We start from the raw sequence: 25,820 nt of genomic DNA on the forward strand, positions 1-25,820 counted from the left end.
TTCCCGTTCAATATTTTCTCCTGCGGCTCCGCCATGTCATGTGGTTGGTGTTACGTTCTTGTGCCTGAGAATCAGGCGTGTTCTGTCGAGCCACGGACCGCCCCAAATGATGATTTCGCTGGGCCTACCGTACAGGTGATGCAGGAGAAACGGGCCGGGGCCGAACGTCGCGGCATCCTCGCCCGGCAACGCCGGGTCAGCGCCGAGGAATATCCCGGCGTGGTTCGGGTAAACCGTACGCCCCACTTCCATAACGATCATGTCGCCGCGCTGTGGCTGGTCGACGCGGTAGAAGCCGGCGGCCTCGTAGTTCGCCTCGTACAGGCTGGTGTTGTCCTTGCTCTCCCACCAGCCATCGGCGCGCTTGAAAGCGTCGAACTCAAGCCCCCACTCGCGCTTGTACCAATCAGCGCAGACCTGCCAGCAGTCCCAAGCCCCGTGCACAAATGGACGTTTGAGCAGCGGCACATCCCCGGTGGGCAAAATCGTTCTGAGGTCCCCTTCCGGCCAACTCAGGATGTGCCATGGCAGCGCGGTGGCCTCGCACATGGCGAGGTCGCGCGGTGACGGCCGGCTGGTTGCGTCCGGATGCGAATGCACTACACCGATTACTTCGCCGACATCTTCGGCAGTCGCGTATTGCTCTGGATCGATTCGAAACTCCTCGTTCGGCTCGGTCGAGACATTGATGCAGGGGAAGTATTGTTGCTTGCGCCCGATCGCCAGCAGCAGCCCGCAGCACTCTTTCGGGTACTCGGCGGCCGCGTGCGCCCGGATCGCGTTCAAGATGTGCTTTCGCATGTCAGCTCCGTGCGATCAAGGAAACAGCAGGGAAGCCACCGAACGGCAGCGGGTTGCCTTCGCCAAAGCGCGGGATGCAGCCTTTGCCGAGCGTGGCGTCGCACTCGTCCAGTTCGGGGTTGTCGGTCACCACCCCGTCCTTCGTGACATACGGCCCGGTGTAGCCGCAGTTCGGCCCTCGGTAACCGCCGGTGAGGCACCAGTGGCACAGCGTCGTAGCCTGCCGGCCGATTGACTCGTTGCCTACGTCGCCAGGGCTGGCCAATTCCCAACTGACATTCTCCCCGTCCTCGTTCGTCTTCTGGTCGATGTACCAGACCTCGATCGTTTCTTGGGTTGGATCTGCCGTCGGGTTTCCGGTCGGGAAGTTCGCCGCGTCGAGGTAAGTGCCGAGCGTGTGACGCATCGTCAGCTTGAACTCGAGCAGATCCTCGAACGCCAGACAGAGCGCAGTGATGCGCCCGTTGACGTTGCCAACCGAGAGCGTAGGGCGAACGGCAGTACCGTCGCCGTTCGCCTCGATGCCGTCGATCTGCATCGGCCAGGCGCTGTATTCGTTACCCTGCCAGTAGATTGCCTTCGCCGGCAGTTGATCTGCATTGTCGCCGGCGGCGATCAGTTCGGCCGCCGTGTGCGGTATCGCGTGCCCGTGGAAACGCAGTACATCCGCGCCGTAGTCCGTGCCGTCCAATTCAAAGAGCAGCACTTCGCTGCCAGGTTCAAGCACCTGGATGTCACTGATCAGCGGCATGATTGCCCCTTATGGTTGGAATGCCCGCTCGAACGTGGCGGTGAGTTTGAAGACGCCGCCGCCCATTGGTGTAGGAGCGGGATTTTTACAGGTGAATAGCCCGAGCTCGCCGAGCGGCGTTGTCCATAGGAACGCCTTTGCCCCGGCATGCCGGTCGAGGAACGCCATGATCTCCAGCACCTTGGACTTCTGACCGGCGTAGGTGATGGGATAGGAGTCCTCTTTGTTGTTCGGGCCGTCGCCGACGTTCTGCGCATAGCCATTGCCGAACTTTGAGGTGCGTACCCGATAATTGATATCGGGTGTCTCCCCGCGCTCGGTTGGCCAAGTGAATTTCTCGATGGCCATCAGGCCCTCCCATTTGCATTTCGGAAGCTGGTACCGCCCGCGCGCCAAGAGTCGGCGACGGCTCTTTCGGCCACCGCCTGCATCTGCGACTGTAGGTTTCTCGACAGGGCTTGCTGATCGATCTGCATGCCTTCGGAGCTGCGATCCTCGGTCACTACCGTGACCGGTGCATTGATGCTGATCGCAGTGCCCGAGCCTCCCCCGGCGGCGATAACGCCCAGCTTGCCGCTGGAAGTCCGGGTCAGCGGCATGATCGCCTCCGGCCCCGCCTCACCCATGACGCCCGCCCGGCCGCCGGCCATGCCGAACGCGGTCGGCGCGCTGACGATGCTGTTGGTGAAGGCGCCGCCGTTGGCGAACATTTGCACGCCCGACGACCAGGCACCACCGAGCGCCTGCGGGAAGTAACTGCTGGAATAACCCGCCGAAGACGCGCCGAGATTCGACGACGTTGCACCCGCTGATCCAGCCGCCAGCCCATTACCGCCACCACCGCCAGTGAAGTAGCTGGTGGCAGCGCCGACGAGACTGCTCAGCAACGCCGAGCTCGCCTGACGGGTCGCGATCCGCGCCATGTCCGCGAGAATCGACTTGGTGAAGTCAGCAAACGACAGCTTGCCGGTCATGGCGAAGTTGACGATCGCGTCCTCCATCGAACTAAAAGCGTTACCGAACAAGGTTTTCGTCTGGCCGGCAATGTTGCTCGCCGAATCCAGGTAATTGGCCCAGGCCGATGTTGCGCCTTTCGTCCAGTCACCCTGTGCAGCCTCAACGTCCGCGTAGTTCTGGCGGATTTGGTCGGTGGCAGCCTTGTTCGCATCGGCGAGAGCCTGCGACTTCCGGGCGAACTCCTCCTCCGACATGTTCCGCGACGGATCGGATTTCTGGTTTGCCAGTTCCAGCGACTGCTGAGCAAACCGATCCTGCTGGCTGTTCAGTTCACTGTTGAGCGCGTTCAGGCGATCACCCTGCCCGACGCCAAGAACTGCGCGCTGCCCTGCGAGTTCCAGAGCTCGCTGCTGCTGAGCCAAGGCCTGAACGTAGGTCGTTATCGCGCGCTCTTGTCGAGCGAGGCGGCCAGTTTCGTTTGTGGCCAGAACATCGAGCTGGCTATCGGCGCCCTTCTGCGCTTTGACCATGCCCGCGCGCGCGTCGGCGATCTTCTGGTCCAGCTGGATGTCTTGCGCGGCAGAGGTGGTCTTCTTCGCCTTCGCGACTTCCAGCGCGGCAATCTCCGCCTCGTAAGCCGCAGTCACTTCGTCGCGTTCGTTGCCGATCAGCGCTTCGCGCTTCAGGGCGTAGTCGCCCTGAGAAACGAGCCCAGCCTTCTGCGCCGCATCCAGTTCCTTCTGGGCGTTTTTGTATTCCTCGCTGATTGCAGCCAGAATGTTTTTGGCACTGTTGAAGCTGGTCAGATCGACCTGCGAACCGGCTGCCTTCGAATCCTTGAACTGGTCGTTGATGTTCGCCAGGTTCTTGTCGATGGCGGCCTGATTCAGGCGCGGATCGTTCGGCGCTACCTTGCGGATGTCTTCGAGCTGCCGCTTGTACTCCTTGATCGCTTCGTTGCGTTTTTGCTCATTGGTCAATGCAGATTTGGTCAGCGCATCAATCTTTACCATTGCCTGCTGAGACGCCAGTTCGGCCTTTGAACGATCACCGTCGTATTTGGCGATGTCGGCTTCCGCGGCTTTCTGGTCCTCTAGCATGTTGAGTCGATTCTGGTAGAACTCGATCATCTCCTGCTTGTTTTGGAACAGGCCGATATCGCCAGCTTGAGCGCCCGCCAAGTCACGACGAGCTTGCTCGATATCCGTGCCGATATCGCTGCGCCCGATGTTCTTCAGTCCATCAGCAGCGCGAGCCACCGCGTTGTAGCCCTTCTCCCAGAAACTCAGGTTCTCGAGAATTCGCGGCGTACGCTCGTTGATAGCATCGGCGAACGATTCGGTAGCCAGCTTCACAGCACCCGCATGGTCGCCTTGTTTTTCCAGCGCGGTGATTTGCGAGTAAACCGATGCGGTTAGATAGTGGTACTGCTCGTTGAGCGCGGCAGACGCCTTGACCGGGTCGTCGGCGAGCTTGGCGAACTCCGCTACTGTCTCGCTTACGGCCTTGCCGGTTGCTTCCTGCATCGAGACAGCGGCTTGGGTGATTCCGGTAAAGCTCTCGCCAGCAATCTTCCCGTTACCCGCCAGCAGCGCTAAAACCTCAGCCGCTTGCCCGGTGGTGCCGACCGTAGCGCTGACCTGACGGGCCATTTCGCCCAATTGCCCAGCACTCACACCGGCGTAGTTGCCGGTCAGGATGAGCGATTTGTTGTAGTTGTCCTGCTCTTCGCTGCCCTTGTAGAAGGCGTAGGCCAACACGCCAACCGCCGCAGTGGCTAGCGCAAGCGGCGCCAGCATCGCGAGTAAGCCGGCGGCGCCCTCGCCGGCACCGGCACCCAATTGCGCAACCGCACGTACGCCACTTCCCCAGTCTCCCGAGGACAGCGCATTCCCCAGCTGAACGACGTTTTCCTGTGCCTGGCGAGTGCCGAGGCGCAACTTGTCGAAGCCGGTGGAGGTTTTGTTGAGCTTGTCGTAATCCTTGTCGATCTTGCTGAGGGCGGTGTTGTACTCGTCCTGGCTGATCCGGCCGGCATCCAGATGTTTGCCCAGTTGCTCGACCTGAGTATCGAGTTTCGCCAGCGCGGCACGGGCCGGGTCAATGGCGCCCAGCAGGCTATTCAATGCCTTCTGTTCATCCATGGCCGACTTGGCCAGCGCCACCTGCTGTTTGTCGAGCTGCGCCGAGATCTTCGCGGCCTCAGCCTCGCCATAGGCACCGGTCTTGGTCAGTTTCGCCAACGCATCGCGCTGTTTGGCAAGGTCCTGCGTAGTCTTGGCGTTGGTAGAGAGTGACTTCTCCAGCGCCTGCATTTCGTTCATCAGCGAAACGGCAGACTGCTCGGCCCGACCGCCAGCTTTCGCCATCTCATCCAGGCTCGTTTTGGCCTCGATCGCATCGGCCGAGTCGATCTTGACGCCGAGTTCTGCAATGTTCATCGACTCACCTTGAATAAGTGCCCGTGCTTACGGGCTGTTTTCCCTTTCCTCCGCCATGACGCGCAGGGCTTCGCCTTCCAGCACCTGAAGGTCAGGGAAGATTTCAGCGAGTTTCTTTTTCTTGATGCCGAGGAATCCGGCGACGCCGCGGATGCAGTTGTAATCAAGGCCGGTGGCGCCACCGGTGCCGACCCGCCACTGCGTGGACATTCGGTTGAACAGGAGAAAGGCCGGCCAGTTGCATGGCCAGACCTCCGTTTCCTCCTCAAGATCACCTGGCGAGAGGCCGAACATACCCATCAACTCAACCGGCGCCGCGGGCGCATACAGGGCGCGCGCGGCATCCGTCAGTTTCCCAAGCGGGCCTGGTTGTATGCGCCCTGATAGGCTTCGACTACCGCCTCGGTTGCGCCTTGGCACGACTTCACCAGCGCAGTGATGCTCTTCTCATCGAACTTGTCGTCGAAGGCCCAGCCAGCCACCAGATCCTTGATTTGCTGAACCTGCTGGGCTGCATCAGCAGCAACCACTTCAGAAAGCGATGGTTGATCCCCGAGCACGGCCAAGGCTTCCTTGCGATTCTTGTTCCACTCATCGAAAAGCGCGGCCAGTTCCAGCCGGTCGCGATACTTGAACGTGAACTCGATCTTTTCGGGCGCGCTGCCAACGATCGGGATCAGCACCATTGCTTGGAACGTCGGGTTCTGGGCGATTCGGATTTTTGCCATCGGTTACACCACCGCGGTCAGGTAGCGGGTCGGCTCAGCCTGAAGCGCCAGGTTCACAGTGCGAGTCAGCAGGTTGTTGCGGGACACTGCTGGCTGCTTGGAGAACGATGTGTAAGCGCCGTAGAGCAGCGTGTCATTACCCGGCAGGTTCAGACGTGCAGCCTCGACCTGTTTGCCGGCGTCGGCCTTCATCAGCACCTTGTTGAAGTCCTGCGCCGGGTCATCCGCCAGGGTCAGCACCATGCTGGCCGCCGATTTGTCGGTCGGAATTTGCTTGCCCTGGTCATCCTCGAGGAAAACCACGTCGAGGTAGTTCTGTTCACCGCCGGAGAAGGCAACGTCGGAGATTTGCGGAATCTGCACCCAAGTCAAAACCTTGCGCATGGTGCCCGCGCCGCCGCCGGCCGGAAAGATCTGGGTGTCAGTGGTGTCGATGCCCTCGAGCGTGATTGCCGTGGCGGTTGCCGCCTTCACTCGAACCACCTTGCTGTCCAGCTTGCTCCAGCCCGAAGTCAGCAACACGATATCGCCGGCGCTCAGCGTACCGCCCACAACGGTTGCCACAGCTTCAGTAGCGTTGGTGATGGAAGCGAACGCCAGTGCAGTGGCATAGGTTGCAGCGTGCTGGAAAGTGCCGCCGTTCGGGATCTTGTAGCCCATGGGTGTTTCCTCTTTGCAGATATGAAAAAACCCGCTCAGTGGCGGGTTTCGTAGGGTTGCCCAATGGGCGGGATCAGTTGGTATCGGCTCGATAGGAGAACGAGACCGGGACGGTGTACGCGGAATCGCCGGTGATGCCTGGACCGGGATCAACTGGGGACATAGTCACCACAGTGACCGCCCCTTTCGTGTCCCGAGCGTACAGAGGGAACAGGCCCGCCAGTTCATCGACGATCGGATTCGTCTTCGTTTTCCCGGTACCGGCCGGTGCAATAACGCTTACCTGAAACACGCCGGTAAACAGCCGATGATCGCCGCCGAGCGTGTTGCTCGCGGTATCGCCCAGGATCGTGAACGATCGCAGATACGTTTCATCCGCTACCGGCGTATATGCCATGTTCTCGAAGACGATCTTCAACTTCTGCGGCCTGGCATTATTCCAAGTGATGAGCTTTGCCTCGTAGATAGAGGCGATGATCGCGTGACTCATACCTGATTGTTCCTGATTGCCTCCTGCACGATCTGCTGGAAGCGAGCCACGGTTACCCGGACCATGCCGCCGGGGGCCTGGGTCGAATGACCGAACTCCAGCGGAATCGCGTAGGGCAAGTTGTTGATGATGTAGGCCATCTGGCCGGCGGTGAAGTCGCTCATCGCAGCAACCAGCGCTGCAGTGGTTTCGGCGCCGCTCGGGTCCACCTCGTCGAAGGTGACGCTTTCGACCACGCCGAGGGACATGTGCCAGTTCGCGCGGAACCGGCCGCCGACGTAACCTTCGGGCGCCTTGATGTCCATGCCGTCGTTGAGCTTGCGGCCTTTCTTGAGGCTGCCGCCCTTGGTGAGGTTGGCCGGATCGCTGCGCAGCGCGCTGTTGTGTTCGTCGACGGCCTTGTTGTACTGGGTCGCGACTGCGTTCTGAGCCCAGATCTCCGGGTTACCCACTGGAGACATGCGGATCAGGCTGCTGCCGACCTCGATGATGATCTCGCGCACACTGGCGTCGATGGCTTCGCTGGTCTGTGCGGCAAACTCGGCGAGACTCAGCGCGAAGCTGCCGGATTGACCGGCGCCCGCCCGGCTCATGCCCTCACCTGCAGTTCGTAAAGGATCGGCGTCCCGGCGGGATTCACCTCTTTCAACGGCGGCACAATTGACCAGGTGCGCCCCTGAATGATCACCTTGTTCAGCAGATCCGGCACCCATTCCAGCCCCTGCGCGGCGATCTTGAGCTTCTTGTCGCCCTGCTTGATGAGGCTGTTGTTCTGGAATTCCTGACCGGTGAAGTCGAGCAGGATGCCTTGGGCGGTCTGCTCGGTTGTGGCGCCCGGTGACTCGCCACCGGTCTCAGGGTCGTACTCGCCAGGCTCCGTCTTGCTGATGGTCACGGGCTGGCCGAACTCTGTGATCATCTCCAGAGCCATCACGGCCATTTCGTCGTAGAAGGCCATGTCCCACCTCCAAAAAAAGAAAAACCCGCCGAAGCGGGTCTATTTAAGCCAGTTTTTTATCAGGCCGTGCCCAGCGTTACCTTGGCAAAACCACGGCGCTTAAGCTCCTCAAGAATCTCTTCGACGGTTGCACCCGTCAGACTGACTGCATCTTCAAAGTCATCTATAACCTCTGCCGATGGCGCTACCAGCTCAGAGTGAGGAAAGAGAATCTTATTCAGTTTAAGCCAGCTATCTGGTTCTGGTACGTGGACGCGGCGCTCATACAAACCAACCATTCCTTCAAAGAAGCCTGCTGCCAGCGACAGTTCTTTTTGAGTCATGTTGGCAGCCTTGCGTGCGGAGCGCAGGCTTTCGGTGAAATTCTTTGCGTTTGGATTAGGGAGCATTTGGTTGAGCCTCTTTAGTGGGTGCGACACGGATCATACCCACTTTTTAGATAGCGTCAACTGTGAATACACTGCCCTTTTTGTGAAAAAACACTAAACACGCACTGCAAAAAACCCTCTTTTCATCAGATAGTCTGCGAATTGCGTTGCGCTTGGTCGATCAGGTGCCGCAGGCAACAGTCGGCCGCTGGTGTTCGGGATCGTTGCGTACTCGCGAGTTACCGCGCCCTCGACACGCTCCAGAGTTACCGCGCCTTTGCGCTTCTCGATCGGGTCAACGTCGTCGGCATGGATCTCGGCAGCGAGCGCCATCTGCCCGTAATGGATTCGCGCAGGCAGGTAGTTGTCGGGCTTGATCTCGTAATCGAGTTCGACTCCGCGGCGCGGCCAGGACAGAGCCTGCTCGCTGTTGAACTTTCGCCCTTTCCACTTCATGCCGTCCATCGCCAGCGAGGCTCGGCGCAGCAGCGCTTCCTGCGCTGGAACCTCCGCCGGGATGGTCACGCCGAACTTCACGGCGTACATGGCCAAGTCCTCGGCGGATGCGTAGCTTTCGGCGTCAGGCTTACTGGTACCGTCCTCAATGATGAGAGTCATGAATCAGCTCGCTGTGGTGTTCTGGATCGGATGCTACGTTACCGGGCACCCGGGTTATTACGCCTGCTGCAGATCAGCAACTGCCTTTTCCAGCGACTCTACAGAAGCGTTCGCCCGATACTGCACTTTGGCAGCGTCGAGCTGCGCTTTGAGGCCTGCGATTTTCTCGGCGTTTTCGTCAGGCTGATTCGCCGCCGCTTTCAGGCGCTCGATCTCGGCGTTCAGCGATTGAACTTCGCCCGCCAAATTATCACGCTCGCCCTCAAGGTTGACGACACCTTCGTGAATGGCCTTGAGTGCATCGAACAGGCGGATAGGTAGCTCGCCGGCGCCAGGGTGTTCCAGTTCAGTCAGACCTTCGGCGGCGGCGATCAGCAACACGATGCCGTCGCGCTCGGCGCGCAGCGTGGCGTTCTCTCGTTCCAGGCCGGCAATGGCGTCAGCGTCACCCGAATCAACCGGTGGGTTGATCAAAGGCTTCAACACCGAGACTTCGACGCCCTGCGCCTCATAGGCGTCGACCACCTTCGGCCAGTCGCCAATCACGACCGCATGGGTCACACCCGCTTCAGGCCGATCAAAGTGCGCTGGATTGCGGTAACGCTTTTCCGGATCGAAGTCCGAGTTCTGAGTGGAGTAAACCAGTTCCATAAAAATCTCCGTAGCGGCCATCGCTGGCCGCTGTCAGGGTCAGTATCAGCCGCCGGCTGGTGGCGTAGTGGTCAGAGTGATCAGCACGCCAGCAGTCACCTTGTTGCTGTTGGAATGCTTTACCCAGTTCGCAGCCGAACCCACAGCGGCAAGCGTAGGGTTCGCGCCGCCCGCGGTTTCCTTCCAGCTGTAGCCGAGAACATCGATGTTGACGGTGCCTTCAGCGCGGTAGCCGATGCCGAGGTTCTCTTCGTCGTTCACCGCGTACGAACGGAAACCAGGCGCCTGAGACTCAGTGATCACCACGGCATTTGGCAGCAGGCCGAAGATCACATCAGCCGGCGCGGTGTCGGTCACCAGCACTGGCTTGCCGAGAGTGCCCGGCAAGCCGCCGTAGATGACGACGCCCGCCTCTTCGTAGACCTTGTTTGCGATCGCCTCGTCGACAATGTCGAAGTAAGCACTGGAGTGCATGACCCACAGCGCGATACGACCGAACTTATCACCGAACTTGCGCATGCCGCGGGTCAGTGTCTTCTTGCCGTCGGTTTCAATGTTGGCCGAAACCACCATGTCAGCGTTGGAGCTGATCGAGGCGCGCAGTGCAGCAGTGGCGTACTGGATGAAACCTTCCAGAGTGGCGTCGGCAACGTCGGCACCAATGATCTGGGAGAACTCATCGACCGGACGACCGCGGCGTTTGAAGGCTTCTTCGGTGGTCTGGTACGGGCCGTACTTCCACGGTGCTTTGACGCCAACGGCTTCACCCGCGCCGATCTTCTTCGCGGTCACCTTACCGGTAGAGTTGACGTCGCGATGCTCCAGCGAGCCGCCGATCTTGTAGAACGAGCGCTTGCGAAAGTCGCCTTCGATCAGCTCGTTGTCGAGAACGATCGCGCCATTGGACGATGCGTTGAACACATCGAGGTTGTCCTGGACACGCTCCAGGTATGCGGTTTGCGCCTCATCGTTGTAGATGATCAGGTCGCTGTTCACAGTCGTTGCCATGGGTGAATCCCCTTACTTGGGCAGTTGCAGGTATGCGGTTTGGCCGTGCTTGCGCTGGTAATCGCGCTTTTGCTCGGCAGTCATTTCGGAGCGCTTGAATGCAGCCTGGCCGCCACCCCCGCCCGGGGCTTGTGTGCCTGAGGCCCTTGGCCACAGATGAGGTGCGCTTTCGCGCAGTGATTCCGCCCATTCGAGCGGAGTCAGAGGGGTCTTGCCGTCTTTGCCGAGGACGACCTGGCCGGATTCATCAACGGCGACCGCTTCCCCCTCCTCGTTCAGCGAGAACACGCCTTTGGCGCGTAGGATGATGTCGTCGGTTGCTTCCGGCAGTGCGCCGGCTTTCAAAGCTGCGCCGCGAACCGAATCGCCCAGGACTTTGCCCTGGAACTTCGCGGCGAATGCTTCGGCCTTCTCGGCGCGCGCTGTGACGGTCTTCAACTGCTTGTCGTAGTCGCCACGCAGGCGCTCGGTGCGGCGGTTGAATACCTCGTCCACCTTGCCCTCAGTCAGCAGCTTGGTTTCCTCGTCTTGGCCGGCCCGGCTGAGCAGGCCTTTGACGGCGTCGATATCGATGCCTTCGAATTGCGTCTCGAACTGGTTCAGCTTCGTGGTGGCGTCTTTCAGCTTGCCGTGAAGCTCGGAGTTTTTACCCTTCAACCCAGCAACAGAGGTCTCAACGGCAGTCGCGATAGCGGCCTTGATTGCCGGATTGTCCAGATCGATTTCGTTTTCTTCTGCCACGTTGATGCACCCTTGAGTTTGTGACGCCCGTTTCGCAGGCATAAAAAAACCCGCAAAAGCGGGTTATTCTGAAAAATAAAAAACCTAGTAAGTCAGAATTTCGATTAGTTGCAGTTCTTTCTTCCCGTATGGCGCCGACCACAATGAGTTAGAAGCGACGTCCAAGATCCAAAGCCACGGATTTGGATTGCTCACTGAGTTACTCTTACGACCGCTATTTACTTTCTTCGCGACAAACTCTACCCACTCATTAAAACTGTTTTCTCGAATATCGCAAATAACCCCGATTGTTTTAGATAAATCGCCTGCGCTCATAGCGTCCTTCAAGAGCAAAAGAGCACAATCGATCCTCGTATAGTTACTGCGATTTACTCTGCTAAAAACCGTAAACATCTCTAGACAATTCATCTTGGAGAAGAAACTTTTTCGCAAAGCGGGAGCACGCCTTATTAAAAATACAAAAAAGAGGAAATCGTCACGCCTATTTATATCGAAAGAACCATCGGATGTCAGCAATGCGAGTTGCTCATCAATTTCAGCAACAACAGCCGCATCAGAGAGCTCATACGAAAACTCAAGCGTTCCTTTCCTTTGTTTTCGGAAACGCGTGCATCTTTTTAAACATTCCGTAAGTGATTTCGTTGTTTTCCTAAGCATTCCTTTACCTTCGTCAGCCACATTTCAGGAGGGAAAGCTTAACTTATCGCATTACCAAGAGCATTTTTGACTTTATAAGCCAGCCGAGTGAAATGCTATAGGTTCTAGCTTTTTCATTTGCGCAAGTGAAAGTGGCGCGAAATTGCGATCAAGCTGTAGTTCTGCGAAACGCTCAATGCTCAATCCGCCCTCGCGCAACAGCTTTGCCCGCATCGGCCCGATTGCCACATCCTGAAATGACGCAGGCTGCTGCTGAAGCCAGTGGTAATAGTCGAGGCTTGCACTGACCTGCCCGGCTCCATCTGCGCCCACCGAAGCCCGGGTAGCGCCCTTGGCGAACATCTCGCTGAGCTTGGTAAGCAGGACGAACGTGGTCCGGCAATTCGGGTGAAACGGTGGGCGCGGCCCGGAATCGACCGGAAATCGGCGCTTATCCATCGACCGACACTGCTGGCTGGTCTTGCTGTCCAGCGTGGCGACCATCTCAACCTCGGACACGATGTCGGTGTTGGCCTTGGCCACCTCCATTCGCGCCTGTGACGACACATGCTGAATCGCTGTGTGCACCACCGTGCTGGCATTGCGGCTGGTGGTGGCGAGAATCCCGTCCTTGTACCCGGCTGCCTTGGTGCCGCGAATGTTGCGGATGATCTGGAAGTTCGTCTGCCCTTCGAAGAAACCCTGCCGTATCGTGCCGGTGACGCGCTCGCGCTCGGCACTGGTCCAGCCCTTGATGAACGACTTCAGCAGCTTGCCGCCGCCGGTGCCGCGCACACTGAGGGGATTGGTCAGCACTGCGGTGCGGATAGCCGCTGCCGTTGGCGCGACCACATCCAGCGAGACACCTACCGGCGCTGATCGAGCTAGGCTCGACGCTTCAAACTCAGCCTCGTAGTTGGCGATGTCGATCAGGTCGAGGTCCAGTTGCGCTCTGTAGCGATCAAAGATACCCAGCAGCAGACTGTCGACTTCTTTCAGCAACGCTTCCAGCCGCTTGACGTTGTACTCGGTCAGATCCGACTGGGTGAGCCGATCGCGAATCGAGCGGTCGATCTCCTTCAGGAAGGGAGCGAACTTGCCGACCTCCCCTGCCTTCAGCTTTTCGAGGAAGACCGCGTGCCGAATCGTGGCGTCAAGGATTGCTTGGTTTGCCGCCATCTACTTTGTCCTCGTCGTCCAGGCCCAAGCCGTCACCCTGCTCTGCCAACTCGCCATCGATCTGCTGGTCTGTGCGCTCAGGCGCGATCAGGCCAAGTTTGCGAAGGTAGGCACGCAAATCCGCTTTGGCGAATCCACCGTTCTGCCAGAGTCCAACCAATGCAGTGATCATCTGCGGATCGGCCGTCAGCTCCACGAATTCCTGGTTGATCTGATAGGCGACCTTCGCGTCGTCGACGCCCATGTAGGTGCAGCACCACATGATCGCCCGGGTATAGGCCTCACTGACGTTGGCAACGCAGCCGGCGAGCACCGACGTCGATGCGGACTGATCACCACGTGCTTCGGTCGCCGTCTTGGACGAGAGAGAAGCCACTACCATCCGTGCACCCAGCTCAATCATCATCTGGTTCTTGTCGGCCATCGCCTCCTTGACCAGTGTGTTCGGCAGTGGTTGGGCGTAACCGAAGGTGCCACCTGTTGGCAGCATCATCGGGGCGCGGGAGCCGACGTAAACGCCGTTCTTCTCCATCCAGTCGCGCCACTGTTCATCCAGACCGGAAATCCATGGCTGGGCTTGGCCGCACCAGAAGACGCTGTCCTCGTAGTCGGCGCTGTTCCGGTAGTGGCCCAGGTTGATCATGGCGATATCGTAGAGCGGTGATTCGTCGATGCTCGGATCATTGTTTTGCGCGCCGACGAAGGTGAACGGGATCTCTTTCAGGCGGCCGGCGGCGCCGGTGGGCTTGAACTCCTGAACAACGGCCAGCGGCCCGCCACCTTTCGGCCCGGACCTGCGCCAAACGCGGCAGACAAAGCCATCATCCTCGAGCGCCAATTCCCGGTATTGCTCTATCACCTTGAAACCGAAGCCGTCTTCGATCTCTGGCGACTCGCGCAGCACCACAAGAGTCAACACGCTGTGACCGCTCACCATGCCAGTGCGCCAGTTGATGATGTCTTCGGCGCAGTACGACAGGATGACCGAGTGGCCACCGGTGCCGGCGTCTTGGTGATAGTCGACATACAAACCGTGGCGACCAGCCTCAAGCACCTTTTCCAGCGTACCTTGCGAGTGCTGGTAAATGCTCACGCCTGACCCATTGGCATTGTCTTGCAGGTACTCCATCTTCTTTGCAACAGCCAGAGTCGGGTCTTTGTGAAACGCCAAACCGAGCAAGCCATTTCGCGTATGACCGGTGGCGTTCTTGAACACCGCCCGTTCGCGATACGCCTTGTTTCGATCTACGTTCTCCGGCGACTTGTCGTGAGCGTTGATGTAAGGCAGTCGGTCGACAACCCGGTGCTGGCCGGCGCAAACATCACGAACGGTTGACCAGCGATCCAATACTTCGATGTAGTCCGCCCGCTTGAAGGAGACGTCGTTGCTCATCGGGCGTATCCCATTTTGATAGCGGTGACCGGTTTGATGATCGGGTACTCGCGGTGAATGAAGTAACCGCCGCCGTCGTTGGCGTGGTCGTTGCCTTGGCTCTTGTCGGGCTCGCCATTGGGCGCCCAGATCTGCTGTTCGAGACCGTCGGCGTAGGTCGGGCATGTAAACGGGTTAACCAGGTACCGCCGTTCGCCCTGCGCATTGCAGAACATGGCATTCATGGCGTTTATCCGATCTTTTACCGGTGGGTTGGCCGCCGGCGCGATGACCGTAAAGCCTGCCTGCTTGAGCATGGCGATATCGGTGAGGCTGGCATTGACTGACTTGCGCGAATCGCCAGAGGCGTCGGGGTAGATCCGGATCTCGCAGGTCTTCTTGTAGTCGTTGCCGGTGTGCTCCCAGTACCGCTCTTTGATCCGGCGGATCATGTCCGGCGTGTCGTAACCCTCCATCAGCTCATCCACGGCGCGCGGTAGGCCTTGATCACGTTTGACGTGGGTGATTGCAGCCATCTTGCCGACGTTGAAGTCCATGCCGATAAACAGCGGCTCGCCGGGCTGCACAGTGTCGAAGCACTGGTTCAGCTTGCGGTCGTAGGCGTGATAGATCGATCCGGATGTCAGGTTGACGAACTGGCCATTCAGGTACGCGCGGATCAGTTGCTCAGGGTACGACTCCATCAGTGATGCGATGTAGTCGTCAGGCAGGTTCAGTTCGTTGTCGAAGGTGCTGGCCTGGATAAGGCCATACATCTCCTTCAGCGCTGGCTTGTCGCGCAACTGCTTCACGAATTGGAGAAAGACGAACTTGAAGCCTTCCGGCGTCGTGGTCACGTCAACGCCGTTTTTCAGCCCGGGCAGGTTGTAACGCATCCGGGCAATGATCTTGCGCCAGGCTTGCTGAGCCTTGATCGACGTCAGCACGTCCAGCTCATCCACCAGGGCGTGACCGATCTTGAAGCCGACGATTGTTTGCGGCTTCTCCATCGACCGGCAAATGACAGTACCGCGATACTGCCGACCGCTGTAAATGTGAACCTCATGGTTCGCCTGATTGATCTTGGTCTTCAGCCCCCAGTCGTAAGCCACCTCCTCCATCGTGGGGTAGAAGATGTCGCGGATCTGCGGGTAAGTCGGAGCGAAGTAACCGGCGTTGACGCCAGGCCACTCCATGAAATGCTTGCTCAGCGCCGAGCATCCGACCCAGGTCTTCCCGGAGCCGAAACCAGCAACGAATGCGCGAAACTTGTGAGGCAACAGGAGGAACTGCGACTGCGGAACGTTAAGGCTCGGCATTCGGCTTCCTCGCATCCACTACGTCGACCTGAATGCGCGTCGGGATTGCCGGCTCATCGTTGGGTTCGTCCTTCCGGTTGCGGTTGACGTAGACGTCGCCGACTTCCTTGGCGGCCTGCTCGAGGATCTGCATGGCCAGGCCGATGTTCTTCAGCGACTCGGCCCGCTCAACAAACCGGTTCATAGCGCGAAGCCGGAACGCTCGGTTGGCGATCGGGATCTCGGCGGTTTCTTCGCGGAAGCGCTTGCGCGCATCTTCAAACATCGTCACCCAGCGCTTGGCCAAGCCTTTCCCTGATGTCTTTGTCGGGTCGTGTGTCTCCACCTGTTGGCGGGTCACCAATATCCCGTATTCCTTTTGGACGGCTTCAACGACCTGTGAGGGCGTGTCGAAGCACGCCAAGGCCTGAACGATAAAGGCCTTCACGTCGTTTTGAAGGGCTGCCATAGATTTTCATCCGTCCAGAGCCTGTCCAGAATCAGGCCGACTTGAGCAGACAGGTTCCGCAGGCCCTCGATATGTTCATTTTCCCTACCTCAGCAGGATTGTTTGCAGCGTCCACCAGCTCTTGCACTTGAGCGCTTGCCCCATACCGACGCACCACACCGACGAACTCTTCAACGTCGTGTCCGCGCATCTCAAGCTTGGGCAATCCTTCCTGGGTGAACTTGGGTGCGCCGTACTGATCGGTCGCTTGAGCGATGTGGTAAAGCTCATGCTCCACCAGCGCGCAGAAGTCAGCATCTGAGCACTGGGCGCAGTAATCGGCAGCCAGAGTGATGATGTAGGCCGGCACATCGCCGAACCAATCCAGCATCTGCTGTTCCATCCGGGCTTTCTGCCAGCCACCAGCGCGGAATGCTACTTGCTCGGCTTGACCGACTACCGTGCGCCCCTTCTTCGTGAAGGCAGCAGACGCCCACATGACTCTCACGTCAGCATCGATCAGATGGGCATGGTCTTCGTTGTGGATGCTGCCGGTGTCGGCAAGGATTTCCGTTTGCAGCCAGTCCCAAACCTCTGGGGCAGGAGTCAGGCGGATGCCAAACTCGCAAAGACCGGACAAACCTAGCAGTGATGCTGATGGATGCGGTCTGCCCATTGTTTTTTCTCTCATAAAATCAGAGCAGCGAGCGTCATTTCAGGAGAACAATCTGGCCGCTCCCAGCTTGTAGGCATAGATCATCAAAGTGTAGTGTTGCTCGTTTATCTCACGGGGGGGAAAAGAGTGAACAGCACTACAAAATGGATAATCAGTACGGTTGTAGGGGTTGTGGTTGGAAGTGGAGGCGGCGCATTTGCTTTCCTTCAATATTCGTCGCAGCAATCGCGAGAGATAGGTCGCATTGAGGCTGAAAACAGTTATTTGAGGGATCAAATCGCTCAACTCAAACTAGAAAAAGAAAAGCTCATCGTCGATTTGAAAGATTGGGATTCGGCGTACCGTAAAATTGGCACAGAGTTTTCGAATGCCAGGTCGAGGCTAGCTGCTTTACAAAACGATGAATGCGAAACTATCTGGCTCGAGGTCCTAAGCCTAGAAAATACTGCTAGTAGAGCCGATACTTTGGAGTCCAGTTCGGAGCGCAAGCAGGAAATACAGAATCAGATTTCAGAAACTAAAAAAACCCATCAGGTTTGCCTTTCTTCCCGAAAATAAAGCTCGAAGCAGGAGTTTCACCAATGAGGGTCAGGTTTGAAGTACAAATGGATAAAGGCGTCAAAAACGGAAAATGGACAGGAAAGGTCGTGTACACCGTACTAGATATGCAAGATCTCCGCGCACCCAAAACCGTTCTTTCTCACGAAACCGAAGAGGCAGCCCGGTTACATTGTGAACGCCTTAATAGTACCGTTAGCTAGGTACTCAGCGAGCGACGCTAATATGTTGTGACACAATTTGCCAATTCGCGAAACGTGTCGCGACTTACTTGGTTCGACGCTCTATACCACCCGGCGCCTTATCGCACTGCATGCAATGCTCACAGTTCAGCATCCGGCAAAGCCAGGCTTTCACCCGCTGCCACCAGATGACCATGAAGATGTGGCGCATGCCGGCAAGAGCCAGCGAGACGTGCAGCGTGATCCCGGCAGTGGTCGGCCCCATCATGAAGATGTTCTGCTCCCGGCTCATCACAACGAAACCGCTGATGGCGATCGCCGAATAGATCAGCTTGCCGATGACACCGTCCCGCACTCGACCGCTCAGAACACACCAGGTCGCCCACAAGGCAATCAAGCCGCAGGCGATGGAGTTGATCAGTTCAAGATTCATGGTGGATTGCCTCCCCCGAACCGCTGGCGAATAAGCGCCCAGAGGTCAGCGGCTTTGATGGCTCGGTTGATGGCTGCGAGCAGCGATCCGCCGAAGGTTCCGAGCAAGAAGCCAATGCCCGCGACGATCTTCGGCTCGGTCACACCCAAGTAGGTGCTGACCATGCTCGTCAGGTACAGAGAGCAGGCAATGCCGGTGACTAGAAAGATCATCCAGGCACGCCAGTCCGCAAGATCGTCTTTGTGCCACCAGCTTGCGACGACAGCGCCGACCAGTCCTGCGATCAGCAATTCAAACCTGTCGATCTTGTCGAGCAGGCGCTGTAGATACTCCATGCGCTCGACTCCGTGGGCTGGGCATGAAAAAGCCCAAGTCATTGCTTGGGCTTGGAAAAATAACACTCAGGTGCTATCACTACGGTTTCAAAAAATCAGAGAACCCATAATGGCAAATGAAAAGGACGTCGGCGCTAGAATATTTTACTTCGCCCCCTACGCGCCGGAGATTGCAGAGATGTCTCCGCAAGCCCAAAACGAATTTATGTACAATTTCAATCGATCAACATCAAATGAAAAAGTCACCGTTGCCAATAAGATCCTGAAAGGGGCATTGATACCTGGCAACTCCGACAAGACACTGGAAGAGAAGATAGAAAGCGCCCTTAATACCAATCTTGGTCGGAAAATTGATCACCTTGTAGATGAGTCAATCCCTTATGGCCAAGCTGGCCGATGCACCTACGGGATCGTCATTTGCCTGGAATGCCTTCCCGATGGCCTGGGAATAGGAGCACAGTGGGTGGAAGTACCTGCCGAAAAAATTCCGCAGTATGACCAAGACATAATTTGTGTTTCAAAGCACTGACAACAAAAAACCCGGCGCGGCGGCCGGGTTTTTCATGTGAGGTCTTACCTCGTATCAAACGGGGATCTTACCGTTGGCCATGCATCCACACCAAATGGCGGCAATCATTGTGGCTACTGGCTGTACATATTGCATCATGGTTTCTTTCATCATCAGACTACCCTCATTCGCAAATTGGACTGTTGCGATCAGCAATTCAGGTGTGGCGTAAAGAACGGCCATCAAGACCGTAAGTACGAACAGAATTGCCATTTGAGCAGCCGACATGGCCGGATTTGAACCTTTCGATCCCCAGAAACTGGGCGCCAGATGCATGAGTCCTGGCTATGTGCTGATTTTACACGGTTAAAGCACGCGACTAAACATTGAAATGAAAACCCGGCGCTTGGCCGGGCTCAGGGTTTCGTGTGCGTTTCGCGTTACTTGTGCACTATGGGAAAAGTACGCGCAAAACCCCGTCATGTCAATATGATTATGCCGCCTCTTGATCTTTTTCCGCGTGGATCACCTGCCATAGTGGTTGCTGAGCCTGAGTATCCACTTCCTTTATCACTTCTTTCAGGGATTCCCAAAGGCCCAACCAGTCTCGAGTCCAGTTCTTCGGGTCGATGGTGACGCCGAAGAAAGTCAGCATCTCTGCGGCAACACGCGCCGGTCCCCATTCAGCAGCGCCTTGCACTTCGCCCTTGTACGACTGCAGAGCCAGAGTAACCAGGTACTGCGCCTTCACGCGCTTGGCCGAAGTCAGGTCAGGCAATGCCGCCTTGGCGGTGATCAGCAGCACAGCATTCAACAGGTGCCGCATGTTCATCGCCGGGTGGTATAGGTAGTGACCAAACTGCTGCACCTGGAACGGCAGCGTGTCGATCGCGCGCAGCACTTTGCCGATCATCGCCAGGTGCGCGGCGCGGGCGGTAGAGCGGCCAACTGGCGTGCGACGCGTCTCGCTGATACTGATCCTCTCGCGCACGACTTGGATGCGCTCTTCCTTGTCATCGCCCAGTGCGGCGAACACAGCTTCGTGCCGGCGCATGCGGGCGCCCTTCTTCACCGGTGCCGACTCGGCCCGTTCGATGGCCGCAGCGCTGATCGACGCGTTCGATTCGTGCTGCGCTTCAGTCCACACCTGTCTTGCGTTGATCAGCTTCATGCGGCTTCCCCTTTTTTCAGCTCTCTTGCCTTGGCTCGGTATTCGGCCTTGATGGTTTTGATTTCTTCGACGGTGTACTTGCGGGGCTCATGAGGCCCTTCGAGCCACTCGACTTGTTCCACCCCTATCAGCTGCAGGAGCGAAATCCGGTAATTCACCAGGTTGCCGGACAGATGCGTGTTGCACGGCGCGCACTGCTTCCAAACGTTCAGCGGTTCGAATCGCAGCTCGGGGTTCGCGCCTACAGAACGGTAGTGCCCGGCATGGTATTGGCCTTCGTGATGACGACCGCAGCTCACGCAAGGGCGATCGGCATCACGCAGGCGGATCCACTCGTTGAACGCGGCCTGGGCTTCGCGCATGTGTTCCGCCCTGCTCTTCAGTTTCTCCTTACGAACTTTGATCTCGCGGCGCTCGCACTGGTCGATTGCTTTGCGAGCCTTCTCTTGATGACGCGGGGCATCCATTGCTGCACAGGCTGGACTGCATACGGCCTGCCCGATACGCGAAGGGATGAAAGATTTCCCACACGATACGACACAGCATTTCTTCGGCTTCGACTGCTTCCTTGCGATCGTCATGCAGCCTCCTGACTCAGCAGATCATCGAAGTACACGCCCTGCTGAGCGAAGCGCCCCACGATGCGGTCGGTGTAGGCCACGCCCTGGGCTCGATTGAACAGGCTGGTCACCGGGAAGCCATCCGGTCCGAACAGATGGCAGCCCCCCATCATGGCCAGCTTCGTCTCGTACGGGAGGTGGCGCATGACGCGATACCACTCGGCCTGAAAACCGGCATCCTCGTTCAGCAGGATCTGCACGCCGACGTGCAACTTGCAGTACCGGCGAGCGTCGGCCTCATCGCCAATCTGGGTCATCTCTGCGATGCGCTTGTACATCGCGAACCACAGCCGGTTTTGGTCGAGCGTGCGGTCCTTTCCCGGGCGCAGCGATACGACTACGAACTTCTTGTCGCGGTACATAGCGCTAAGCTTCGTGATGGCCTCAGAGAGTTTCGCCTGACAGTTCACGGAGATTTTGTCAGCCATGGGTGGCCACCTTGTTCGGCAATCCGTTGATCAGCTCGCCGAGTTGCCGTGTCAGTCGCTCGTTCTCGGCCAGCAACTCCAGCGCCACCTCTTCCACTGTTTTCTCCCCGAGAAAGTCTTGCAGCGCCTCGGTGTTGCGCTTCCAGTCTGCACAATCGGTACGGTACGACGCCGCCTCGGCCCACAGCAGCTTCTGGAGTTTTTGTTTGTCGATGGTCATTGAGCAGCGCTCCTTGCTTTCAATTGTTCGGTCTGCTGAATAAGCAGCGCCCGGCGATCCGCCAGTTCATTGGCTGCCAGAATTCGCAGTTCTGTTTTTTCCTCGGCCGATGCTTGGCGCATGGCGAGCATCGAATCCTTTACCGCGGCGAGCTTCTCGCGCAGTTTTGGCGAAGGCCGTGCTACATCACCGGTCAGCAGCGCAACGACGGCCCGGCCGTCTTCGGTAACCGGCGCGACACTCAAGTCGGCCAAGTACAGCTGCCCGCGTTCATGTGGGATCCGTTGCATCTGCACGGCTTTGGTGATCGCCTGTGTGCGGCGGTTGGCGTCGAATCCGACCGACACGTGCCAATTGACGTTTTTGTTGTCCTCCCGAGCCTGCCCCACCAAACGCTCGTAAGCGCTGTTGAACGCCATGCGTGCACCGACCTTGTCGCCGGCGTCGAGGACAGGCTTCGCCGCAGCCAAGGCGAGCTGGATTTCGTCAGTCAGCACCACCGTTTCAAACTCATCGTTGGTGGTCATGGCGATTGCCCATGCTTCGTCCTTGCCCGGGCGGCCGTCAGCGGCCTGCACGCGCTGGAGGATATCGGCCATCGCCAGCTTTCCTTTCACCTCGAAGCGGCAGGCCTTCAGCGCGGCTTTCACGGCGGACACCGAGTAGGCGCAGAGGTCTTCGGCCATCATCGCCGCGGTGCCTGGGTTCATTTCCTGACCCATGGCCTCGGCGGTGGCGCAGATCGCTGCAGCAAGCCCGGCAACCTGCTGGTCGTTCATTTCAAAGGTATTCATTGCGCTCACCTGCTTGGCGCTTAGCCAAGACCATTTGCGCGGCCTGCTCGGCGGCGGAGACGTTCGCTTCGGTCCGTTCCATCTGGCGTGCTGTTGTGCCGTTGATGCGCTGACCGGTCACCCACTGGGTGTGGTAGCTCTCTGCGTTGGCCAGCAGCTCGTTGAGGCTGTGGCATTTGCGAAGAACAGCGGCATCGCTGGTTTTCAGGAAGTGAGCTGCGACGTGATGAGCGACATCGGCGCCGAGGCGGTCGACCAGTCGGCCGAGCTGGCCACCGACCTTTGCGTTCCACACCGGCCAAGTGGTGTAGCGCTTGCGGTAGGCCATGGCGTAGTTCGCCCAGACCTTGAAGGTTTTGCAGGACTGGTCTTTCGGGCCCGGCATGTCAGCGGGAATCTCAACCCGTGGCGTATCGGTGCGATCAACCACCAGCACCAGATTGCGGGCCGGCTTGCCCGGGCTGCCTTGCAAGTCCTGACTGGTATCCTGATTGGTACCCTGATGATTGGTATCCTGATTTGTCGGAGATTTTTCCGACCCTTGCTCGGATTTTTCTCCGACCTTGATCGGATTTTTTTCCGAGGTAGATCGGATTTTTTTCCGACCTTCGTTCTTTGGTGGGGTCGGATATTTTTCCGACCCATCCAGTTTCTGATTCCACTCGATCGCCTTCTCGGTCAGGCGAAACAGCGTGATGTTCGAAGTGCTGGAAAGCTGAATCAAACCCGCCTCTTCCAGGGCCTTCAGCATGCGATAAGCAGTGTCTGGCTTGTCAGTGAGCAGCGGCAGCTCCTCGATGATCTTGGCCTTGCTCAGCGCGAAGAAGATCCCGTCGTCAGTCTTGATTGGCTTTGTCCAGCTCGGGCAGCCATAGACGAAGGCGAACAGCAGAGCCTGCTGAGAATTCAGCCCCCACTCCAACGCCTTCACCTGATTGATCGTGACGGTGAACTGCATGTCAGGTGTTCCTGACGCTAGGAGCAAAGAAATAGATGCGCGACACGTTTTTCGAATTTTGAAAACGTGTCGCGACATTGTTCGGGGTATTGCTCGAATTGTGTTGGCTCTGCATAATCGGGCCTCTCTAGTTTTGCGAATCAGCCGACCTTCTCCGTCGGCTTTTTTGTGCCCGGAATTCAGGCGGCCTTTACCGAGGCATCCATCACGTCCAAGCTCTGCCGAACGTGGTTGATTTCCTGACGGATCAGGTTTTTTTCGAATGCGCTGACGTGGTTGTCATCCAATGCCTGGTGCACCGCGATGGTCAGATCGGCGACCTCTTTGCCGACGTTGATCAATGATTTGGTCAGCGCTTGTGGTTCCGGTGCTGCTTTCGCTACGAGGTCGAAACCAAACTCACTCGCCAGTACAGCCAGAGGTCGCATGTCGCCGGTGTGCAACAAAATCCCGAACAAATGCTCCACGGTCAGGCGGTGTGCGTCGTTGTCAGGATTGGCGCGCTGAAGCAGGCCAACGTGAGGAACGCCCATCTTTGCAGCAAGGGGCTTGGCTTCGTTGTCTAGGACAGCGCTCTGGCAGGCCCGCAGAAAATCTTCCATTCGTAAAATCTCAAATTTGTTTCCGTGGCGCCCTGCTAAGCATTGGGCGAACATTTGCTCAATCGGTTGCTGGGTGAGCATCTCAAGCTGCGGACTGCTGATCCCTTCCGCGCGTACAAAGATCACGAGCTGTAATTTTTCCGCCCGTTAGCTCCTCTGCTTTAAATGCTTTTTCAGCACCCATTGTGTGAATGCCGGCAACCCAGTACGAAACCGCAGCTTGTGACACATCGAGGGCCAAAGCTGTTTTGGTTTGCCCTCCAAAAAAGTCGACGAGTTTTTCTATCGGGGTCATGAAAGAACCCTCCAAATAAGCATGCTTATATCCTAAATAGAAGGACACTTATTTGCAAGCTGATAAGGGAACTTATAAATTCCAGCGCATGAGCACACTCGCCGAACGAATCAAATCCGCACGAAATCACGCAAAGCTGACACAAAAGGCCCTCGCACTAAAAGTGGGCGTTGAGCAGCCAGTGATCTCGCAGCTAGAAACAGGAAAAAACCTGCAAAGCGCACATCTGCCCAAAATTGCACATGTGTGCGGGGTCAATGCGATATGGCTTTCTGAAAACATCGGACCGATGATTGGCGGGAAAATCAAAGACACGAACATTGGTGATACACGCCAACCTGTCGAGTCTTTCCGTTACCCAGTGATCAGTTGGGTTGCGGCTGGCGCCTGGGCCGAGGCAGTCGAGCCCTACCCTGCCGGTTTCTCTGATAGGTATGAGTTCTCTGAATACGATTCAAAGGGGCCGGCTTTCTGGCTAACAGTCAAAGGTGACTCAATGACGGCGCCTGCAGGGCAGAGCATCACTGAAGGAACCCTCATCCTTGTCGATACCGAGGCCGAAGTTTCCCCAGGAAAATTGGTTGTGGCAAAACTGCCTGACAGCAACGAAGCAACTTTTAAGAAGCTCGTTAATGACGGAGGAAGGTTGTTCCTGAAACCGCTGAACCCTAGTTATCCGATTGAACCGTTCGACGAGCGGTGCCGGATCGTAGGTGTTGTTGTGAGAGCATTACAGAAATTCTATTAACCTTTAGCTTTTTTATACAACACGACCGATGTACTAAGTCGTGACCGTTATATTATTGCTCCCAAAGCCCCCACAAAAATCAGACTGCGCCAATGACAGCCGCAGTCTTACGCGCCCCTCTTTCCTTTCTCCGGGTGGAATATTCAGTAAACGCATCTCTCAAGAAAACCAGAAGAGACAACGTTAAGCGATGAAGTTCCTCGGAAGAAATGGCAATTGATCTAAAGTCTTGGTGCGTTAAAGAGTGTCGCACCGCTGTCATCTTTTCTGCGGCACGCTCTTTGAAGCTCACATCAGATTGGGTAGAGCAATAAGTTTCTTCAAGGCATATTTCTGCAAATGACACCGTAGCGTAGGCTAGAGCAGATCTAGCGCCCCGCTGATGATTTACATTCCAACTTAAAGCTCCGCGACAGTGCCCCAAAAGCTCAAGTTCGGACTCATAAAAATCCAGTCTTTCCGCAAGCTTAAAAATACTATCAAGTGGAAAAAAGAACTCAAAAATCTTGTAAAGCTCAAGATAAAAACTTACCAACCTGCTGGATTGAACCGCAGTCAATAGTTGCTCAAAAATCCAATCATGCCCATCAGCAGGGACTGCAAGTGAAACTTCTACAATTTGATCATAAAAATCAAAGATAAAACTATGCTGACGCTCTAACAAAAGCGATGATTTTAGACACACGACCCACTTATCATCATACCGAGCACTATCCTTAAGTTCAAATACGTAGGTTTTTGGGTAATATGGAAGAAGGTCATCCTCAAAAACTGGAAGATTAGAAACAAGAGAGTGAGGAATCTTTCTGAAAGCCGGAATATGGAATTTTGACACCAAATACGAGAGCTGCAAAAAATGCAGCTCACCATCAACAAACTCCGCTCCATCGTCTGCAACTATGAAATCCGGCAACACTCCAGAGGAATGGCTTATAAAAATTTTCCTGCCAACAGCATCATCTAATATCACATAAAGCAATGAATCGTGATTTAAACTATCAATGATTCTAGTGCTTGCGATGCGACTTATCCCCTCACCAACTAGAGCCTTAAATTCCGGATCACTTTCTTCCACAGGATTTACCCAAAAGTTCTGGGCAATTTCAACCCCCTCGGGGGCAACCATTTCAGAAGAAATCCAATCCCGGAGATTTACACTTATCAGTTCCTTGATATTTATTGACAAG

Annotated in this window: 36 protein-coding genes; 3 read left to right on the forward strand and 33 right to left on the reverse strand. The window is 56.9% G+C overall.

The features are described from left to right. Positions 1-36: 36 nt before the first annotated feature. The 21 genes from ACIPIZ_RS02215 to ACIPIZ_RS02315 all read right to left on the reverse strand — a co-directional run bounded on the left by ACIPIZ_RS02215 (position 37) and on the right by ACIPIZ_RS02315 (position 16,781). On the reverse strand, positions 37-801 hold the full coding sequence (locus tag ACIPIZ_RS02215) for a C40 family peptidase (protein WP_401163688.1): 765 nt from the start codon (positions 799-801) through the stop codon (positions 37-39). A gap of 1 nt (position 802) precedes the next feature. Beyond that, complete coding sequence (locus ACIPIZ_RS02220) at positions 803-1,552, reverse strand: phage minor tail protein L (protein ID WP_401163691.1); 750 nt, start codon at positions 1,550-1,552, stop codon at positions 803-805. A gap of 9 nt (positions 1,553-1,561) precedes the next feature. Next, a complete protein-coding gene (locus ACIPIZ_RS02225; RefSeq protein WP_401163694.1) occupies positions 1,562-1,900 on the reverse strand; it encodes a phage tail protein in 339 nt (112 codons plus the stop codon). Beyond that, the gene (locus tag ACIPIZ_RS02230; protein ID WP_401163697.1) at positions 1,900-4,950 is read right to left on the reverse strand and encodes a phage tail tape measure protein; all 3,051 of its coding nucleotides are present in this window, start codon (positions 4,948-4,950) and stop codon (positions 1,900-1,902) included. The genes ACIPIZ_RS02225 and ACIPIZ_RS02230 overlap by 1 nt, the downstream gene beginning before the upstream one ends. A 27-nt stretch (positions 4,951-4,977) precedes the next feature. After that, a complete protein-coding gene (locus ACIPIZ_RS02235; protein ID WP_401163699.1) occupies positions 4,978-5,250 on the reverse strand; it encodes a DUF1799 domain-containing protein in 273 nt (90 codons plus the stop codon). Positions 5,251-5,297: 47 nt separating this feature from the next. Further along, complete coding sequence (locus ACIPIZ_RS02240) at positions 5,298-5,678, reverse strand: phage tail assembly chaperone (RefSeq protein WP_401163700.1); 381 nt, start codon at positions 5,676-5,678, stop codon at positions 5,298-5,300. Positions 5,679-5,681: 3 nt separating this feature from the next. Then, positions 5,682-6,338, reverse strand: a complete 657-nt coding sequence (locus ACIPIZ_RS02245) for a phage tail protein (RefSeq protein WP_198759866.1) — start codon at positions 6,336-6,338, stop codon at positions 5,682-5,684. Positions 6,339-6,411: 73 nt separating this feature from the next. Continuing rightward, positions 6,412-6,828 carry a phage tail terminator-like protein gene (locus ACIPIZ_RS02250; protein ID WP_401163703.1) on the reverse strand — a complete coding sequence of 139 codons (417 nt, stop codon included), beginning with the start codon at positions 6,826-6,828 and terminating at the stop codon, positions 6,412-6,414. Then, positions 6,825-7,421, reverse strand: coding sequence for a hypothetical protein (locus tag ACIPIZ_RS02255; RefSeq protein WP_401163706.1), 597 nt, complete (start codon positions 7,419-7,421; stop codon positions 6,825-6,827). Before ACIPIZ_RS02255 ends, ACIPIZ_RS02250 begins: the two co-directional genes overlap by 4 nt. Next, positions 7,418-7,786 carry a hypothetical protein gene (locus ACIPIZ_RS02260; RefSeq protein WP_401163709.1) on the reverse strand — a complete coding sequence of 123 codons (369 nt, stop codon included), beginning with the start codon at positions 7,784-7,786 and terminating at the stop codon, positions 7,418-7,420. Before ACIPIZ_RS02260 ends, ACIPIZ_RS02255 begins: the two co-directional genes overlap by 4 nt. Positions 7,787-7,845: 59 nt before the next feature. After that, positions 7,846-8,175, reverse strand: a complete 330-nt coding sequence (locus ACIPIZ_RS02265) for a helix-turn-helix transcriptional regulator (protein WP_098963834.1) — start codon at positions 8,173-8,175, stop codon at positions 7,846-7,848. Between the two features lie 93 nt (positions 8,176-8,268). Continuing rightward, positions 8,269-8,772, reverse strand: a complete 504-nt coding sequence (locus ACIPIZ_RS02270) for a DnaT-like ssDNA-binding protein (protein WP_401163712.1) — start codon at positions 8,770-8,772, stop codon at positions 8,269-8,271. Positions 8,773-8,829: 57 nt separating this feature from the next. Continuing rightward, on the reverse strand, positions 8,830-9,423 hold the full coding sequence (locus ACIPIZ_RS02275; RefSeq protein WP_401163714.1) for a hypothetical protein: 594 nt from the start codon (positions 9,421-9,423) through the stop codon (positions 8,830-8,832). A gap of 45 nt (positions 9,424-9,468) precedes the next feature. Beyond that, positions 9,469-10,431, reverse strand: coding sequence for a major capsid protein (locus ACIPIZ_RS02280; protein ID WP_008076958.1), 963 nt, complete (start codon positions 10,429-10,431; stop codon positions 9,469-9,471). Positions 10,432-10,443: 12 nt separating this feature from the next. Next, a complete protein-coding gene (locus ACIPIZ_RS02285) occupies positions 10,444-11,172 on the reverse strand; it encodes a hypothetical protein (protein ID WP_401163717.1) in 729 nt (242 codons plus the stop codon). Positions 11,173-11,256: 84 nt separating this feature from the next. Continuing rightward, a complete protein-coding gene (locus ACIPIZ_RS02290; protein WP_401163719.1) occupies positions 11,257-11,850 on the reverse strand; it encodes a hypothetical protein in 594 nt (197 codons plus the stop codon). A gap of 51 nt (positions 11,851-11,901) precedes the next feature. Continuing rightward, positions 11,902-12,987, reverse strand: a complete 1,086-nt coding sequence (locus tag ACIPIZ_RS02295) for a minor capsid protein (protein WP_401163722.1) — start codon at positions 12,985-12,987, stop codon at positions 11,902-11,904. Continuing rightward, positions 12,962-14,380 (reverse strand): DUF4055 domain-containing protein, encoded by a 1,419-nt coding sequence (locus ACIPIZ_RS02300; RefSeq protein WP_401163724.1) that lies wholly within the window; start codon positions 14,378-14,380, stop codon positions 12,962-12,964. The genes ACIPIZ_RS02295 and ACIPIZ_RS02300 overlap by 26 nt, the downstream gene beginning before the upstream one ends. Then, on the reverse strand, positions 14,377-15,678 hold the full coding sequence (locus ACIPIZ_RS02305) for a terminase large subunit domain-containing protein (protein ID WP_401163726.1): 1,302 nt from the start codon (positions 15,676-15,678) through the stop codon (positions 14,377-14,379). The genes ACIPIZ_RS02300 and ACIPIZ_RS02305 overlap by 4 nt, the downstream gene beginning before the upstream one ends. Beyond that, positions 15,665-16,126, reverse strand: coding sequence for a DUF2280 domain-containing protein (locus ACIPIZ_RS02310; protein WP_401163729.1), 462 nt, complete (start codon positions 16,124-16,126; stop codon positions 15,665-15,667). Before ACIPIZ_RS02310 ends, ACIPIZ_RS02305 begins: the two co-directional genes overlap by 14 nt. Positions 16,127-16,157: 31 nt before the next feature. Further along, the gene (locus tag ACIPIZ_RS02315) at positions 16,158-16,781 is read right to left on the reverse strand and encodes a putative metallopeptidase (protein ID WP_401163731.1); all 624 of its coding nucleotides are present in this window, start codon (positions 16,779-16,781) and stop codon (positions 16,158-16,160) included. Here ACIPIZ_RS02315 and ACIPIZ_RS02320 point away from each other — a divergent pair. Then, the gene (locus ACIPIZ_RS02320; RefSeq protein ID WP_401163733.1) at positions 16,767-17,339 is read left to right on the forward strand and encodes a hypothetical protein; all 573 of its coding nucleotides are present in this window, start codon (positions 16,767-16,769) and stop codon (positions 17,337-17,339) included. The genes ACIPIZ_RS02315 and ACIPIZ_RS02320 overlap by 15 nt on opposite strands. 267 nt (positions 17,340-17,606) lie before the next feature. Here the strand turns inward: ACIPIZ_RS02320 and ACIPIZ_RS02325 are convergent, their stop codons facing one another. Continuing rightward, positions 17,607-17,954 carry a hypothetical protein gene (locus tag ACIPIZ_RS02325; protein WP_401163735.1) on the reverse strand — a complete coding sequence of 116 codons (348 nt, stop codon included), beginning with the start codon at positions 17,952-17,954 and terminating at the stop codon, positions 17,607-17,609. Continuing rightward, positions 17,951-18,289: an MFS transporter gene (locus ACIPIZ_RS02330; protein ID WP_315448032.1), complete on the reverse strand. Its 339-nt coding sequence runs from the start codon at positions 18,287-18,289 to the stop codon at positions 17,951-17,953. The genes ACIPIZ_RS02325 and ACIPIZ_RS02330 overlap by 4 nt, the downstream gene beginning before the upstream one ends. Between ACIPIZ_RS02330 and ACIPIZ_RS02335 the strand changes: the two genes are divergently transcribed. Next, a complete protein-coding gene (locus ACIPIZ_RS02335) occupies positions 18,288-18,818 on the forward strand; it encodes a hypothetical protein (RefSeq protein WP_401163738.1) in 531 nt (176 codons plus the stop codon). The genes ACIPIZ_RS02330 and ACIPIZ_RS02335 overlap by 2 nt on opposite strands. A gap of 54 nt (positions 18,819-18,872) precedes the next feature. On the opposite strand, the gene ACIPIZ_RS02340 is transcribed toward ACIPIZ_RS02335, so the two are convergent. From ACIPIZ_RS02340 to ACIPIZ_RS02380, 9 genes are all read right to left on the reverse strand, one after another. Then, complete coding sequence (locus ACIPIZ_RS02340; protein WP_401163740.1) at positions 18,873-19,133, reverse strand: hypothetical protein; 261 nt, start codon at positions 19,131-19,133, stop codon at positions 18,873-18,875. A 157-nt stretch (positions 19,134-19,290) separates the two neighbouring features. Continuing rightward, positions 19,291-19,968, reverse strand: coding sequence for a hypothetical protein (locus tag ACIPIZ_RS02345; RefSeq protein ID WP_401163742.1), 678 nt, complete (start codon positions 19,966-19,968; stop codon positions 19,291-19,293). After that, on the reverse strand, positions 19,965-20,549 hold the full coding sequence (locus ACIPIZ_RS02350; RefSeq protein WP_401163745.1) for a recombination protein NinG: 585 nt from the start codon (positions 20,547-20,549) through the stop codon (positions 19,965-19,967). The genes ACIPIZ_RS02345 and ACIPIZ_RS02350 overlap by 4 nt, the downstream gene beginning before the upstream one ends. Then, positions 20,546-21,016, reverse strand: coding sequence for a hypothetical protein (locus ACIPIZ_RS02355; protein WP_122855066.1), 471 nt, complete (start codon positions 21,014-21,016; stop codon positions 20,546-20,548). Before ACIPIZ_RS02355 ends, ACIPIZ_RS02350 begins: the two co-directional genes overlap by 4 nt. Then, positions 21,009-21,236, reverse strand: a complete 228-nt coding sequence (locus ACIPIZ_RS02360) for a hypothetical protein (protein ID WP_095111697.1) — start codon at positions 21,234-21,236, stop codon at positions 21,009-21,011. The genes ACIPIZ_RS02355 and ACIPIZ_RS02360 overlap by 8 nt, the downstream gene beginning before the upstream one ends. Further along, complete coding sequence (locus tag ACIPIZ_RS02365; RefSeq protein WP_401163748.1) at positions 21,233-22,030, reverse strand: hypothetical protein; 798 nt, start codon at positions 22,028-22,030, stop codon at positions 21,233-21,235. The genes ACIPIZ_RS02360 and ACIPIZ_RS02365 overlap by 4 nt, the downstream gene beginning before the upstream one ends. Then, entirely contained in the window at positions 22,017-22,988 is a 972-nt protein-coding gene (locus tag ACIPIZ_RS02370) for a phage replication protein (RefSeq protein ID WP_401163749.1), read from the reverse strand. Before ACIPIZ_RS02370 ends, ACIPIZ_RS02365 begins: the two co-directional genes overlap by 14 nt. 179 nt (positions 22,989-23,167) lie before the next feature. Continuing rightward, positions 23,168-23,590 (reverse strand): phage regulatory CII family protein, encoded by a 423-nt coding sequence (locus tag ACIPIZ_RS02375; RefSeq protein WP_401164230.1) that lies wholly within the window; start codon positions 23,588-23,590, stop codon positions 23,168-23,170. 82 nt (positions 23,591-23,672) lie between these two features. Further along, the gene (locus tag ACIPIZ_RS02380; RefSeq protein ID WP_323150726.1) at positions 23,673-23,885 is read right to left on the reverse strand and encodes a Cro/CI family transcriptional regulator; all 213 of its coding nucleotides are present in this window, start codon (positions 23,883-23,885) and stop codon (positions 23,673-23,675) included. Positions 23,886-23,937: 52 nt separating this feature from the next. Here ACIPIZ_RS02380 and ACIPIZ_RS02385 point away from each other — a divergent pair, with 52 nt between their 5' ends. Continuing rightward, positions 23,938-24,633: a LexA family protein gene (locus ACIPIZ_RS02385; RefSeq protein WP_401163752.1), complete on the forward strand. Its 696-nt coding sequence runs from the start codon at positions 23,938-23,940 to the stop codon at positions 24,631-24,633. A 79-nt stretch (positions 24,634-24,712) separates the two neighbouring features. Here ACIPIZ_RS02385 and ACIPIZ_RS02390 read toward each other — a convergent pair whose 3' ends face one another. Then, the gene (locus ACIPIZ_RS02390; protein ID WP_401163755.1) at positions 24,713-25,819 is read right to left on the reverse strand and encodes a hypothetical protein; all 1,107 of its coding nucleotides are present in this window, start codon (positions 25,817-25,819) and stop codon (positions 24,713-24,715) included. Between the last annotated feature and the right edge of the window lies 1 nt (position 25,820).

The organism is Pseudomonas sp. NPDC087690, assembly GCF_044743175.1.
Taxonomy (GTDB): Bacteria; Pseudomonadota; Gammaproteobacteria; order Pseudomonadales; family Pseudomonadaceae; genus Aquipseudomonas.

Bases quoted from the DNA above. Each gene is read 5' to 3' on its own strand.
- ACIPIZ_RS02250 (WP_401163703.1), bottom strand. From the start codon at position 6,828: ATGAGTCACGCGATCATCGCCTCTATCTACGAGGCAAAGCTCATCACT.
- ACIPIZ_RS02335 (WP_401163738.1), top strand. From the start codon at position 18,288: ATGCGCTCGACTCCGTGGGCTGGGCATGAAAAAGCCCAAGTCATTGCT.
- ACIPIZ_RS02305 (WP_401163726.1), bottom strand. From the start codon at position 15,678: ATGCCGAGCCTTAACGTTCCGCAGTCGCAGTTCCTCCTGTTGCCTCAC.
- ACIPIZ_RS02235 (WP_401163699.1), bottom strand. From the start codon at position 5,250: ATGGGTATGTTCGGCCTCTCGCCAGGTGATCTTGAGGAGGAAACGGAG.
- ACIPIZ_RS02275 (WP_401163714.1), bottom strand. From the start codon at position 9,423: ATGGAACTGGTTTACTCCACTCAGAACTCGGACTTCGATCCGGAAAAG.
- ACIPIZ_RS02270 (WP_401163712.1), bottom strand. From the start codon at position 8,772: ATGACTCTCATCATTGAGGACGGTACCAGTAAGCCTGACGCCGAAAGC.
- ACIPIZ_RS02225 (WP_401163694.1), bottom strand. From the start codon at position 1,900: ATGGCCATCGAGAAATTCACTTGGCCAACCGAGCGCGGGGAGACACCC.
- ACIPIZ_RS02255 (WP_401163706.1), bottom strand. From the start codon at position 7,421: ATGAGCCGGGCGGGCGCCGGTCAATCCGGCAGCTTCGCGCTGAGTCTC.
- ACIPIZ_RS02265 (WP_098963834.1), bottom strand. From the start codon at position 8,175: ATGCTCCCTAATCCAAACGCAAAGAATTTCACCGAAAGCCTGCGCTCC.
- ACIPIZ_RS02325 (WP_401163735.1), bottom strand. From the start codon at position 17,954: ATGAATCTTGAACTGATCAACTCCATCGCCTGCGGCTTGATTGCCTTG.
- ACIPIZ_RS02360 (WP_095111697.1), bottom strand. From the start codon at position 21,236: ATGACCATCGACAAACAAAAACTCCAGAAGCTGCTGTGGGCCGAGGCG.
- ACIPIZ_RS02315 (WP_401163731.1), bottom strand. From the start codon at position 16,781: ATGGGCAGACCGCATCCATCAGCATCACTGCTAGGTTTGTCCGGTCTT.
- ACIPIZ_RS02215 (WP_401163688.1), bottom strand. From the start codon at position 801: ATGCGAAAGCACATCTTGAACGCGATCCGGGCGCACGCGGCCGCCGAG.
- ACIPIZ_RS02280 (WP_008076958.1), bottom strand. From the start codon at position 10,431: ATGGCAACGACTGTGAACAGCGACCTGATCATCTACAACGATGAGGCG.
- ACIPIZ_RS02320 (WP_401163733.1), top strand. From the start codon at position 16,767: ATGCGGTCTGCCCATTGTTTTTTCTCTCATAAAATCAGAGCAGCGAGC.
- ACIPIZ_RS02330 (WP_315448032.1), bottom strand. From the start codon at position 18,289: ATGGAGTATCTACAGCGCCTGCTCGACAAGATCGACAGGTTTGAATTG.
- ACIPIZ_RS02375 (WP_401164230.1), bottom strand. From the start codon at position 23,590: ATGGAAGATTTTCTGCGGGCCTGCCAGAGCGCTGTCCTAGACAACGAA.
- ACIPIZ_RS02260 (WP_401163709.1), bottom strand. From the start codon at position 7,786: ATGGCCTTCTACGACGAAATGGCCGTGATGGCTCTGGAGATGATCACA.
- ACIPIZ_RS02365 (WP_401163748.1), bottom strand. From the start codon at position 22,030: ATGAATACCTTTGAAATGAACGACCAGCAGGTTGCCGGGCTTGCTGCA.
- ACIPIZ_RS02370 (WP_401163749.1), bottom strand. From the start codon at position 22,988: ATGCAGTTCACCGTCACGATCAATCAGGTGAAGGCGTTGGAGTGGGGG.
- ACIPIZ_RS02380 (WP_323150726.1), bottom strand. From the start codon at position 23,885: ATGACCCCGATAGAAAAACTCGTCGACTTTTTTGGAGGGCAAACCAAA.
- ACIPIZ_RS02340 (WP_401163740.1), bottom strand. From the start codon at position 19,133: ATGCATCTGGCGCCCAGTTTCTGGGGATCGAAAGGTTCAAATCCGGCC.
- ACIPIZ_RS02220 (WP_401163691.1), bottom strand. From the start codon at position 1,552: ATGCCGCTGATCAGTGACATCCAGGTGCTTGAACCTGGCAGCGAAGTG.
- ACIPIZ_RS02345 (WP_401163742.1), bottom strand. From the start codon at position 19,968: ATGAAGCTGATCAACGCAAGACAGGTGTGGACTGAAGCGCAGCACGAA.
- ACIPIZ_RS02300 (WP_401163724.1), bottom strand. From the start codon at position 14,380: ATGAGCAACGACGTCTCCTTCAAGCGGGCGGACTACATCGAAGTATTG.
- ACIPIZ_RS02355 (WP_122855066.1), bottom strand. From the start codon at position 21,016: ATGGCTGACAAAATCTCCGTGAACTGTCAGGCGAAACTCTCTGAGGCC.
- ACIPIZ_RS02350 (WP_401163745.1), bottom strand. From the start codon at position 20,549: ATGACGATCGCAAGGAAGCAGTCGAAGCCGAAGAAATGCTGTGTCGTA.
- ACIPIZ_RS02245 (WP_198759866.1), bottom strand. From the start codon at position 6,338: ATGGGCTACAAGATCCCGAACGGCGGCACTTTCCAGCACGCTGCAACC.
- ACIPIZ_RS02295 (WP_401163722.1), bottom strand. From the start codon at position 12,987: ATGGCGGCAAACCAAGCAATCCTTGACGCCACGATTCGGCACGCGGTC.
- ACIPIZ_RS02230 (WP_401163697.1), bottom strand. From the start codon at position 4,950: ATGAACATTGCAGAACTCGGCGTCAAGATCGACTCGGCCGATGCGATC.
- ACIPIZ_RS02240 (WP_401163700.1), bottom strand. From the start codon at position 5,678: ATGGCAAAAATCCGAATCGCCCAGAACCCGACGTTCCAAGCAATGGTG.
- ACIPIZ_RS02310 (WP_401163729.1), bottom strand. From the start codon at position 16,126: ATGGCAGCCCTTCAAAACGACGTGAAGGCCTTTATCGTTCAGGCCTTG.